This is a genomic window from Ferrovibrio sp. GW821-FHT12F09 (assembly GCF_058806775.1).
Map to the genome: position 1 here is coordinate 16730 of NZ_JBXAPZ010000003.1, position 11885 is coordinate 28614.

11 protein-coding genes are annotated in these 11885 nt (G+C 64.9%); 8 read left to right on the forward strand and 3 right to left on the reverse strand.

Annotation, left to right across the window (positions count from 1 at the left end):
• The first annotated feature begins 14 nt into the window (after positions 1-14).
• Complete coding sequence (locus AC1ROB_RS20335) at positions 15-1196, forward strand: hypothetical protein (RefSeq protein WP_492973270.1); 1182 nt, start codon at positions 15-17, stop codon at positions 1194-1196.
• Between the two features lie 37 nt (positions 1197-1233).
• Here the strand turns inward: AC1ROB_RS20335 and AC1ROB_RS20340 are convergent, their stop codons facing one another.
• Both AC1ROB_RS20340 and AC1ROB_RS20345 read right to left on the reverse strand, forming a co-directional pair.
• Positions 1234-2472 (reverse strand): flavin-dependent oxidoreductase, encoded by a 1239-nt coding sequence (locus AC1ROB_RS20340; protein WP_492973269.1) that lies wholly within the window; start codon positions 2470-2472, stop codon positions 1234-1236.
• Between the two features lie 23 nt (positions 2473-2495).
• Entirely contained in the window at positions 2496-3488 is a 993-nt protein-coding gene (locus AC1ROB_RS20345) for a tripartite tricarboxylate transporter substrate binding protein (protein WP_492973268.1), read from the reverse strand.
• A 138-nt stretch (positions 3489-3626) separates the two neighbouring features.
• On the opposite strand from AC1ROB_RS20345, the gene AC1ROB_RS20350 reads away from it, so the two are divergent.
• On the forward strand, positions 3627-4136 hold the full coding sequence (locus tag AC1ROB_RS20350) for a MarR family winged helix-turn-helix transcriptional regulator (protein WP_492973267.1): 510 nt from the start codon (positions 3627-3629) through the stop codon (positions 4134-4136).
• Here AC1ROB_RS20350 and AC1ROB_RS20355 read toward each other — a convergent pair.
• Entirely contained in the window at positions 4133-5320 is a 1188-nt protein-coding gene (locus AC1ROB_RS20355) for a hypothetical protein (RefSeq protein WP_492973266.1), read from the reverse strand. The genes AC1ROB_RS20350 and AC1ROB_RS20355 overlap by 4 nt on opposite strands.
• Positions 5321-5898: 578 nt before the next feature.
• On the opposite strand from AC1ROB_RS20355, the gene AC1ROB_RS20360 reads away from it, so the two are divergent.
• The 6 genes from AC1ROB_RS20360 to AC1ROB_RS20385 all read left to right on the forward strand — a co-directional run bounded on the left by AC1ROB_RS20360 (position 5899) and on the right by AC1ROB_RS20385 (position 11885).
• Positions 5899-6699, forward strand: coding sequence for an undecaprenyl-diphosphate phosphatase (locus tag AC1ROB_RS20360; RefSeq protein WP_492973265.1), 801 nt, complete (start codon positions 5899-5901; stop codon positions 6697-6699).
• A gap of 32 nt (positions 6700-6731) precedes the next feature.
• Positions 6732-8363, forward strand: a complete 1632-nt coding sequence (locus AC1ROB_RS20365; protein ID WP_492973264.1) for an AMP-binding protein — start codon at positions 6732-6734, stop codon at positions 8361-8363.
• A gap of 86 nt (positions 8364-8449) precedes the next feature.
• Complete coding sequence (locus tag AC1ROB_RS20370) at positions 8450-9493, forward strand: COX15/CtaA family protein (RefSeq protein WP_492973263.1); 1044 nt, start codon at positions 8450-8452, stop codon at positions 9491-9493.
• A 3-nt stretch (positions 9494-9496) separates the two neighbouring features.
• Positions 9497-9823: a divalent-cation tolerance protein CutA gene (gene cutA / locus AC1ROB_RS20375; protein WP_492973262.1), complete on the forward strand. Its 327-nt coding sequence runs from the start codon at positions 9497-9499 to the stop codon at positions 9821-9823.
• Between the two features lie 76 nt (positions 9824-9899).
• On the forward strand, positions 9900-10604 hold the full coding sequence (gene msrA / locus AC1ROB_RS20380; RefSeq protein WP_492973261.1) for a peptide-methionine (S)-S-oxide reductase MsrA: 705 nt from the start codon (positions 9900-9902) through the stop codon (positions 10602-10604).
• A 75-nt stretch (positions 10605-10679) separates the two neighbouring features.
• On the forward strand, positions 10680-11885 hold the full coding sequence (locus AC1ROB_RS20385; protein ID WP_492973260.1) for an MFS transporter: 1206 nt from the start codon (positions 10680-10682) through the stop codon (positions 11883-11885).

The following is an 11885-nucleotide window of genomic DNA, read 5'->3' on the forward strand; positions in this document are numbered from 1 at the left end:
AGGCAGATATGCCGGTGGCGGCCACGGAGCGGATTCAAAACGTCTCGGGCACCGTGCCAACCGGTGGGGGCGGTGGTCAGCCGGTAAAGCAGTTCGATGCCACGGCCTTCTTCGATGTCAAAAATGCGATCCAGCAGGCTGAGGAGCCGCATGCCGGGCTGTATACCAGCCTCATCCTGCAGAGCATGGCGGCGCTGGACGGCACCGCGGACCCAAAGGACCACCAGCAGCGCAACGCACTGGCCCGCGCCCTGTGGACCAAGGCCACGGCCAGCAGCATGGTGCTGCGGACCGCGGTGACGGATGCCGGCGTCAGCACGACATGGTCGCTTTATGCCAGTGCCAATACCAGCGGCCGGCGCGGCGAGACATGGGCAACCGACGTGATCGCCAGCGAACGGACGCCACATTTCCTGGTCAAGAGCGGCCAGAATGTCGAGGTGAAAGGGCTGTTCAACCTGACCAATGCGCCGGAATCGCAGATCCTGGTCACGGCGGTACGCGTGCTGCGGGAAGCGGCGCAGCAGATCAGTCCGGCGACAAAGGTGGCCACCACGCTGTCGGCGCCGTCGATGCAGCGCGAGGCCCAGTCTCTGGATGCCGCGCTGGGCAAGCTGTTCTCGGAAAAAGTCGACGAGACGACGCTTTATCGTGAGCCATTGAATCTCTGGAAGCCGACGTCAGGCCTTGAGATCACGCTAAAGCTGCCGAAAGATAACAACCTGTCGAGCCAGCTCCTGGAATCACCGGGCACATGGAAGCTGACGGTCAGCACGCCAAAGCCGTCGATCTTTTCCGATATGGGCGTCTGCGCGGCACCTGCCATCAGTTGCCGCCCCAGCAGGACGGAGGCGGCGCGGGCGGCGTTCACCGGCCTGACGACCGACCGTGTCCTGACCTACAGGGTGACCGAGCAGGTGTCGCTCGGCGACTATATCGCCCGGCAGGCGTGGTATGGCGAGGCGATCGCGGCCATCGGTACGGCCGCGACGTCACGGGATGGTGCGCGCGCCTTCTGCGCCAAGACCAGGGCCGCACTGGCAGCGCTGCCGCTGAGCCAGTATGACAGCCTGGCCGGTCTGTGGGCGATCATGCGCGGCGGACCGTTCTCGAAGGCGATCCAGACCAGTGCCTTTGCCCATGCGGACGGCTGTAGTGCAGATCTGACTGAGATGAGCAATTACGGCCTGAACTGAGCGGACGGCGGAAGTCCGGAGCCGATCCGGACTTCCGTCACGCCGTCTTCAGCTTGTCCTTCTCATAACCGGCCACTTTTTTATAGTTGTCGGTGATCGCCGTCAGTTCGGCCGGACTGATCACATCGCCGATCCTGGCAAACGGCTTGTCGCCGGTGCGCTCGAACACCTCGCGCAGGATGGCGTCGGGCGGATTGGTGCGGTTGGTCAGCACCACATTGGTGGTGGCGGGCAGGCGCTTGGCCTCATAGGCCGCCAGCGCTTCCACCGGGTCTTTCCCCTCGGCCAGCAGGTCGGCCAGCACACGGGCATCGAGGATCGACTGGCCGGCGCCATTGGAGCCACGCGGCACCATCGGATGCGCTGCATCGCCCAGCAGCGTGACGCGACCCTGGCTCCAGCGCGGCAGCGGGTCCTGGTCCACCATCGGGAATTCCAGCACCATGTCGGCCGCCTTGATCATCGCCGGCACATCAAGCCAGTCGAACTGCCAGTCGGCAAAGGCCGGCAGGAAGTCGTCCAGGCTGCCGCTGCGGTTCCAGTCGCGCTGGATATGCTTCGGCGTCTCGATCTCGGCCACCCAGTTCATCATCTGGTTGCCCTCGGCATCGACATTCTCGCGGATCGGATAGATCACCATCTTGCCGTGGCTGAGCCAGCCGGCGCGCACCATGGTGGCGCCCGACAGGATCGGCTTCATGCGGGTGATGCCGCGCCACATGTTGACGCCGGAATAGCGCGGCTGGCCTTCCGCCGGATTGAACTGCTTGCGGATCACCGAATGGATGCCGTCGCAGGCAATCGCCACCTCGCCGATCTGGTCGGGCAGGGCCAGGCCGGTTTCGGTATTGCGGAAATGCACGCGGGTCTGCTGCGCATCCTGCTCGACGCCGATGCACTGCCAGCCCAGATGGATACGGTCGGCGCCGATGCGCTCTTTTGCGGCTGCCAGTAACGCCGCCTGCAGATCCGCACGATGGATGGAGAGCTGCGGCCAGTCGTAACCGGCGGCAATCCCCAGCGGCTCGGCATGGATGAGCTGGCCGAAGCGGTTGAAGAAGGCGGCTTCCTTCGCGCTTACCGCCGCCTTGGTCAGCGGGTCTTCCAGCCCGAGGCGGAACAGCTCTTTCGTGCTGTGTGGCAGCAGGTTGACGCCGACGCCGACGGCGCGGATTTCCGGCGCCGCCTCGAAGACGCGGCAGGGAATGCCGCGGTCGTGCAGGGTCAGCGCCAGGGTCAGGCCGCCGATGCCGCCGCCGATAATAATCACATCCATGACTGACGTCCTTTTACGCGGGCTTACTCGGCCTCGATCTTGGCTTCGCTCACCACCTTGGCCCAGCGCGCGGTATCGGTGGCGGTCTGCTTGGCCAGGGCATCCGGCGTGCCGGTCCTCACCACCAGGCCCTGCTTCTGGATCGTCTCGCGCACGGCGGGATCGGACAGGATGGCGTTCAGTTCGGCATTCAGTCCTTTCACCATCTCCGGCGGCGTCTTCGCCGGGGCATACATGGCGAACCACAGATCGACATCGAAACCGGCGACGCCCTGTTCGGCCATGGTGGGCAGCTGCGGCGCCACCGGCGAGCGTTCGGCGCTGGTCACGCCCAGCACGCGGATGCGGTTATCGGCCAGGAAGGGCAGCGCCGTATGCACCGGCATGATCATCGCTGCCACGGTGCCGCCCAGCAGGTCCTGCACCGCGCCGCCCGAGCCCTTGTAGGGAATGTGGTTCAGGTTGATGCCGGCAGCCTGCTTGAAGCTCTCCATCGCCAGATGCTGCGGCGTGCCATTGCCGGGCGAGGCATAGTCGATCTTGCCCGGATTGGCTTTGGCTTCCGCGATGAAGTCCTTCAGGTTGGTCGCCTTCACGGAGGGATGCACGGCCAGCACCATCTGGCCGTTGGCGATGCTGCCGATCGGCGCGAAATCCCGGCTCACGTCATAGGGCACGGATTTGTACAGCGAGGGCGTCATGGTGAAGGTATTGGCGGTCACCATCAGCGTGTAGCCGTCGGGTGCCGATGTCGCCACCACCTGGCTGCCGATATTGCCAGACGCGCCGACGCGGTTTTCCACCACCACGGTCTGGCCCGAACGCTGGCGCATCTGCTCGCCGATGATGCGGGCCAGGATGTCCATGCCGGTACCGGGCGTGAAGGGCACCACGATCTTCACCGGCCGCTGGATCAGCGACTGCGCGGCCGCCGGGAGCGCGAAGAGGGTGGCTGCGGTCAGCGCGGCCAGAACGGTTGACGTCAGGGCGGCGCGGCGGGTCAGGGACTGCATCATGGTTTCCTCCTGCGGCGCCTCTTGGCGGGCACCGTCAATTCTGTTGGGCCATATTCATCAGACGTCTGATTATTATGTCGGGTCGCTGTATGTGTCAATTCGGGAAAATATGCTATGTCGGCAGGGCAGGGATGAATCATGGCCAGACCGAAACGCGCAGAAGCCGAACCGACCGGGCATCCGGTGCCCGAAATCTACGACCGCCCCGGATTCCAGATCCGCCGGGCGCACCAGAATTCGGTTTCGACTTTTTTGCAGTATCTCAAACCCCATGACCTGACGCCGCCGCAGTTCGGCGCGCTGTCGGTGGTGCTGCGCTGGGGCCCGATCAGCCAGATCGACCTGGCCCGCAGCTTAGGGTTTGACCGGTCGACCACCGCGCTGGTGGTCGAACTGCTGGTGAAACGGAAACTGATCGCCAAGACCGCCAATGCGCAGGACCGCCGCAAATTCGCGCTGACGCTGACGCCGGCCGGGAAGAAGCTGGTGCAGGCCTGCATGGCGGATGCGAACCGTGTGCGCGAAACCCTGCTGGCGCCCTTCACCAAACAGGAAGCGGCCGAGTTCCTGCGCCTCTTGCGCAAGTTCAACGATGCCTTCGACGGCGTTTCGAAAGCGCCGCCGGTGGTGGGGCGCCGGCGCGGCTAGCGCTTCGTCACGCGCACCAGCGCGGCGAACTCGATTTCCTCGGGCTTCTCGGCGCCGTGGTTGATCGAGGTGATGCGCAGCCGGTCATCCGCCGGCGGATGGATGCGGAATTCGAATTTTCCGATCTCGGCCACTAGCCGGCTGTCACGCTGTACCAGCTTCCAGGTCGTGTTGGACGCCTTGTCACCATTCACCGCTGCGCCGATCTGGTAGGGCGCGTCGACACGGCCCTGGCTGAGCGGCGGGACGGTCAGTACGGCAAAGCGGCCGGTGGCAATCGTGCCCTGCCACTGGCCGGTGAACCCGCTGCCGTCCGATGGCGGAATGGCCGGCGGCGCGATGTTGAAGGTTGCGGGTGTTGCCGGATCGCCGTCGCTGCAGCCCGGTGCCTGTGCGCCCTCGAAAAAGCGGATCAGGCAGGGACCATAGCGGCGGGCGAACTGCCAGCTGCCGCCGCCGCCATGGCCGCTCATGCCGGCATAGGGCGGTTCGCTGACGATGAAGTTGGTGACGCCCAGCTCGGCCAGCTTCTTGCTCGCATAGGGCCCGCGGATACCGGGCTGCTTGGTCTCGAACCAGTCGTCGCCGCTGAAAAAACCGGCGGAGACGCGGATCGGCTTGCCGGCGTATTTCTCCCACATCGTGCGGATGGCGAGGTCATTGTTCACCCAGTCGCCGCCGCGCGTGTAGTCGCCGAAGCCGGCCGGCGAGAGCGGCAGGATGCCGGAAATCTCGGCGCCGTAACTGCCGGCCTGGATGCTGGCATAGGCGCCGCGAGACTGGCCGCTCAGGATGATTTTGTCGTAGCCGCGGGCCTTCAGTTTGTCGATGCCCATCAGGATGACGCTGGCGGTCAGGTCGGTGGCCCCGGTGCCGCCGCGGCCCAGCCCGATCAGGGAATGACGGCGCAGGTTAAAGACGTCCCAGCCGGCTTCGGCAAAGACCTGCATCACCGGCGGCACTTTCTCGGGCGCGATCTTGTCCGGCGAGTAACCGTCGTTCCAGACCACCACGCCTTTGGCCTTGCCGGGACCGTAGGGATGAGCTGCCGGGATGGTCTTGCCCGGAAACACCGCCGGCTCGAACCAGTAATGCTGGCCCTCGACGAAATTCTGCGCCGCGGCTGGCGCAGATACCGCTGCGATCAGACCGGCCAGGATCAGCCGGCGCAGGGATGGCTGCATATTTTACCCCCAGTTGCCGCTCCGTCCTTGTCCACCCGGCAGAGTCGGCTTGGCCCATCATGCCGGGCGGGGCGGAATCAAAAAAGGCCGGGTCGCGGGGACCCGGCCTTTTGACGTTTAATTCACGGCAGCGTTCAGAGAACGCCAAACAGATAGAGCAGAATGATGATCGGGATCGGAATGCCAATGAACCAGAGTAAAAGGCCGCGCATGAGAAACTCCTTTGCAAAGTAACGTCCTCATAAACGCTTGATGCGGCATTTTGTTTCAGCCGCGGGCCACCCCTTCACGGCGCCGGTTTCTGGCTGTCAGATAGGGGGCATCTTGCCGATTCCGGCAAAATGTACTATATTTGTTCTAAGCTGTCCTGTGCCAGAAATCCGGGAACCCGGCTGCATGACATCGTATGCATTTGCCTTGTGTCTCGGAGAAACAGGACGGCCCAGGATGGCTCGGTTTGGTCTCAGATGGCACGAGATGGCCAAAGATGGCGTTGCGCTGGTCCGGTTTGGCTCACTTTGGTCAAATCTGGCGCGAGTTGGCAGGTTTGCCAGCGAATTTCCCAAGGATTTCAATAAATGCTGATCGATTATTTGCAGGCCGCCTTCCTTGGCATCGTTGAAGGCCTGACCGAATTCATCCCGGTCTCCTCCACCGGCCACCTGATCCTGCTGGTCGATCTGCTGGGCTTCGAGGGCCCGCCGGGCAAGGTGTTCGAGATCGCCATCCAGCTCGGCGCCATCCTCGCCATCTGCGTGGTCTACTGGCCGAGGCTCTGGGGCACGCTGTCGGGCCTGGGCCGCGACGACAAAGCCAACCGCTTCACCGTCAATGTGCTGTTCGGCTTCCTGCCGGCGCTGGTGATCGGCTTCTTCGCCCATGGCTTCATCAAGAGTGTGTTGTTCAATCCTTGGGTCGTGTCAGTGGCGCTGATCGTCGGCGGGCTGCTGATCCTGGTGATCGAACGATTCACCGGCAAAGGCGAGGTGCAGAGCGTTGATGACTTCAAGTTCCGGCTCAGCCTGAAGATCGGCTTCCTGCAATGCCTGGCGATGATCCCCGGTGTGTCGCGTTCGGGCGCCACCATCATGGGCGCGCGCCTGCTGGGTGTGCAGCGCGCGGCGGCGGCGGAATTCTCGTTCTTCCTGGCGGTGCCCACCATGGTGGCGGCCACGGCCTACGACCTGTTCAAGAACTGGCAGAGCCTGACGCTGGATGGCGCCGGCCTGATCGCGGTCGGATTCGTCACGGCCTTCCTCTGCGCCGTGCTGGTGGTGCGCAGCGTGATCGCCTTCATCAACCGCTACGGCTTCGTGCCTTTTGCGTATTACCGTATCGTCATCGGCGCCGTGATGCTTGCCGTCCTGGTCCTGCGCTAGAAGAATGACAAAAAATCCGGAGGAAACCGTTCATGCAGGGAGAAGGGCTGCCGCCCTCGGTCTACGCGGCCTTTAGGCAGAGCGCGCAGACGCATGCGCAGAGCAGTTTCCTCTGCGTGCCGGCACTGGCCGGACTGGCTGAAGGACTGGAGCTGAGCTACGGCACGGTGCTGGCCATCGTCGATGCGCTGAAGGATCGTTATGCCGCGGCGGGCTATGGCATCGGCCATCGCGTCGCCCTGCTGCTGGATATGCGGCCGGAATTCTTTTTCCATTACCTCGCGCTGAACGGGCTCGGCTGCGGCATCGTGCCGGTCAACCCCGACTACCGCCATGATGAGATGCTCTATCTGCTGGAGCATTCCGAAGCCGACCTCGCCATCGTGCTGCCGGACCGTATCGCCGATCTGGAGGCTGTGGCGAAGCAGCGGACCGCCAAGCCGCTGCCGGTGCTGAACGGACTGGACATGCCGGCCGGCATTCCGTCGCCGCAGACGAAGCCGCGCGCCGGCCTCCCGGATCACGATACCGAATATGCGCTGCTCTATACCTCGGGCACCACCGGCCGGCCCAAGGGCTGCGTGCTGACCAACTTCTACACGCTGAATGCTGGCGACTGGTATGCCCGGCTGGGCGGCCGCATGGTGATGCGACCGGCGCAGGAGCGCTTCTACAATCCGCTGCCGCTGTTCCACATGAATCACGGTGCCATCACGGTGGCCTGTGCCATCCTCGGTGCGCACTGCCTGATCCTCACCGAGCGCTTCAGCCCGACCCGCTGGTGGCCGGAGGTCGTGCAGACCGGGGCGACCATCATCCACTACCTCGGCGTTGTACCGCCGCTCTTGCTCAACCAGCCGATCAGCGCGGAAGAAAAGCAGCATCGCGCGCGCTTCGGTTTCGGCGCCGGCGTCGAGCCGCAGTTGCACAAGCCGTTTGAGGATCGCTTCGGCTTTCCGCTCTGCGAGGTCTGGGGCATGACAGAGACCGGCCGCGTCTTCTGCGATTGCATCGAGCCGCGCCAGACCGACACGCGCGCCTTCGGCCGGCCGCTGCCCGGCCTGCAGGCGATGGTGGCCGGCGATGATGGCGCCGAGCTGCCGCGCGGGCAGGAGGGCGAGTTGCTGGTGCGCCATTCGGCCGCCACGCCACGATATGGTTTCTTCGCGGGCTACCTGAAGAATGACGCAGCCACCGAAGAGGCCTGGAGGGGCGGCTGGTTCCATACCGGCGACGTGGTGCGGCAGGCCGAAGACGGCATGCTGTATTTCGTCGACCGCAAGAAGAACATCATTCGCCGCTCGGGCGAGAATATCGCCGCCGCCGAGATCGAGGCCTGCCTGCAGGCGCATCCGGACGTGGCGCAGGTGGCGGTGCTGGCGGCGCCCGACGAGATCCGCGAAGAGGAAGTGATGGCCTGCATCGTGCCCATGAAGCCTAGAGAGGGGGCGGGGCAGGCGGGCGATGCCGCGCTGGCCGAGGCGCTGTTCGCCTGGTGCTTCGAGCGGCTGGCCTATTTCAAGGCGCCGGGCTGGGTGCTGTTCGTCGACAGCCTGCCCACCACCGGCACCCAGAAGGTGCAGAAGACGCAGATTTTTCAGGCCGGCGAGGATCCGCGCCAGCGGCCGGGGATTATCGATCTGCGGGCGCGGAAGAAGCGGTAGACTGCGACAATGGCGCGTATCCTCCGGCCTTGACCCGGCCGGGGTCCCGGTCTTTGTTCTGGACCGGATCGATCGAGGGACACGACATGGCGACGACGATTACGGCAATGGTGAGCGAGCGGCGGCAGCAGGATGCCCGCGCCGTGGCGCTGTGGCTGTTTGCCGTCGCCGGCCTGGTGGCGCTGATGGTCGTCATCGGCGGCCTGACGCGCCTGACCGAGTCTGGTCTCTCCATGGTGGAATGGAAACCGATCACCGGCTGGCTGCCGCCGCTGTCGGAGACCGCCTGGGCCGCGGAGTTCGAGAAGTACAAGCAGTTCCCCGAATATCAGAAAGTGAATATCGGGATGACGCTGGAGGGTTTCAAAGGCATCTTCTGGCTGGAATACATCCATCGTCTGCTCGGCCGCCTGATCGGTGTCGCCTTTGCCATTCCGATGATCCTGTTCTGGATCGGCGGCCGCATTCCCGCCGGCATGAAGCCGCATCTGCTGCTGATGTTCGTGCTCGGCGGCAGCCAGGGCGCGCTCGGCTGGTTCATGGTCGCCAGCGGCCTGGTCGACCATCCCGATGTCAGCCACTACCGGCTCACCGCCCATCTCGGCCTGGCCTTCCTGATCTATGCCTATCTGCTCTGGGGCGCGCTGTCGCTGGTACGTCACCATCGCATGGTGTCGGCGAAGGGCGGCGGCATCGCCGCGCTGCTCACCATCGTGGTGTTCCTGCAGGTGCTGTCCGGCGGTCTGGTCGCCGGCATGAATGCCGGTCTGGCGCATAACACCTGGCCGCTGATGGACGGGGCCTTCATTCCCGATGGCCTGTTGATCGCCGAGCCCTGGTGGATCAACTTTTTCGAGAATGCGATGACCGTACAGTTCCAGCATCGCATGCTGGCCTATACCGTCTTCGTGCTGGCGCTGGCGACTTCGGTGCTGCTGAAAGGCCGGGCGCCCACCGGCCTGCGTCATGGCCTGCTCGGCATCGTGCTGCTGCAGGTCGGCCTCGGCATCGCCACGTTGTTGCAGCATGTGCCGGTGGCGCTCGGCACCCTGCACCAGGCTGGCGCCGTCGCCGTGCTGACCGTCGCCGTGGCGCTGTGGCATGACCGCGCGCTCGGCAGCTATGACTGACCCATGACAGAGATCGTCCTGCTCTACTGCACGGCGCCCAGCCTCGACGAGGCCGAGGTGATCGCCGAGGCCGTGGTCTCGCAGCGGCTGGCCGCCTGCGCCAACATCATTCCCGGCATGCGCTCGGTTTACTGGTGGCAGGGCAAGCTGGAGCGCGGCGAGGAAGCGGTGATCATCTTTAAGACCCGTCCGGACCTGGTGGAGGCCGCGAGCGCCGCAGTCAAGGCCGCCGGCAGCTACAGCGTGCCCTGCATCCTGCCGCTGGACGTCGGGCAGGGCGGCAACCCGGATTACATCGCCTGGCTGTTGGCTGAGACCAGGAAGGCCTGACCACAGTTTCGTGATGCGGCCTTCCAAAGCCGCAGGTGCAGATTACATCTCTGTCGCGCCATCACCGGAGCCCGCCATGTTCAGATTGACCACCATCGCGCGTTTCACTGCCGCCTGTTTCACTGCAGCCCTGCTGCTGGCGACCGGACCGGTGCTGGCCTTCGAAGCCGGACGCGCCATCCCTGCGCCTGTGACCGATGTGGCCATGCCGGCGGCACCCTCGGCTGTCGCGGTCTTTGCCGGCGGCTGCTTCTGGGGCGTGCAGGGCGTGTTCCAGCATGTGGAGGGCGTCACCAGCGCCGTCTCGGGCTATGCCGGCGGCGACCAGGCTTCGGCCGACTACAAGAAGGTCAGCGCCGGCGTCACCGCCCATGCCGAGGCGGTGCAGGTGACCTACGATCCGCGCAAGATCTCTTACGGCCGGTTGCTGCAGATCTACTTCTCCGTCGCCCATAATCCGACCCAGCTCAACCGCCAGGGACCCGATATCGGTCCGCACTACCGCTCGACCATCTTCCCGCAGGATACGGAACAGGCGACCGTGGCCCGGGCCTATATCGCCCAGCTCAACCAGGCGAAGGCCTTCGACAGGCCGGTGGTGACCACCATCGAGCCGGACCGGGCTTTCTACCCGGCCGAGGACTATCACCAGGACTACATGACCCTGCATCCGAACCAGCCCTATATCGCCATCAACGACCTGCCCAAGATTGCTGAGCTGAAGCGCTTCTTCCCGGCGGTTTATCGCGACAAGCCGGTGCTGGTGAAGGCCGGCTCCTGATTGTTGCGGTACATTTTCGGGCTTGCCTGAGCGGGCCGGGGGCGTAGTCTTCCCGGTATCCCCAGGAGAGTCGTTATGTCCCGTTATTCCGGTTTCCTGACGCTGACCTTCTCCAGCGTCGCCCATACCTTTTCCCATCTGTTCACGCTGCTCTACGCCACCGTGGTGCTGGTGCTCGAGCGCGAATGGGGCCTGGGCTATGACGCGCTGTTCGCGCTCTCGATCCCGATGAGCGTGCTGTTCGGCGCCGTAGCACTGCCCGCCGGCTGGCTGGGCGACAAGTGGAGCGCGTCCGGGATGATGGCGCTGTTCTTCCTCGGCGTCGGCGCCTTTTCGATCCTCACCGGCTTTGCCGACAGCCCGCTGACCATCGGCCTGGGACTGGCCGGTATCGGGCTGTTCGCCGCGATCTATCATCCGGTCGGCATCCCGTGGCTGGTGCGCAATGCCGTCAACCGCGGCCGCGCGCTCGGCATCAACGGCGTCTTCGGTTCGGTCGGCACGGCCGCCGCCGCCATCGTCGCCGGCCTGCTCGCCGATCTCTATGGCTGGCGTGCCGCCTTCATCATTCCTGGCATCCTCTGCCTGATCGTCGGCATCTTCTTTGTCTGGGCGCGGCAGTCGAACCTGCTGCTGGATCGCGGCGACGATCTGGTGCCGAGTGCGCCGCCGGGCAAGAGCGACATCTGGCGCGTCTTCTGGGTGATGTCGGCCACCATGCTCTGCACCGGGCTGATCTTCCAGGCCACGGCGTTTGCGCTGCCCAAGGTGTTCGACACGCGGCTCTCAGGGCTGTTCAACGACAGCATGCTCGGCATCGGCGGCATGGTCACGATTGTCTACACCGCCTCGGCGCTGTCGCAGATCGTCGGCGGCGAGCTGGCCGACCGCTACGCGCTGCGCAGTGTCTACGCCGCCGTTCAGTGGCTGCAGATTCCGGTGATCCTTGGCGCCATGCTGCTGATCCACCCGGCGCTGGTGCCGGTGGCGGCGCTGATGGTCAGCCTCAATGTGGCGGGGCAGGCAGCCGAGAATTCGCTGCTGGCGAAATACACGCCGCCGCAATGGCGTGGCCGGGCGTTTGGCGCCAAGTTCGTGCTGACGCTGGGCGTCTCGTCGCTCGGCGTGGCGGTGATCCCGGTGATCTACCGCGTCACCGGCACGCTGGATGCGCTGTTCCTGCTGCTGGCCGCCGCCGCTGCCGGTGCGGGCATCTTCGCGCTGCTGCTGCCGCGCGAGAAGACCGAAGCGGCGGCGCCTGTCATGCAGGCGGCCGAGTAG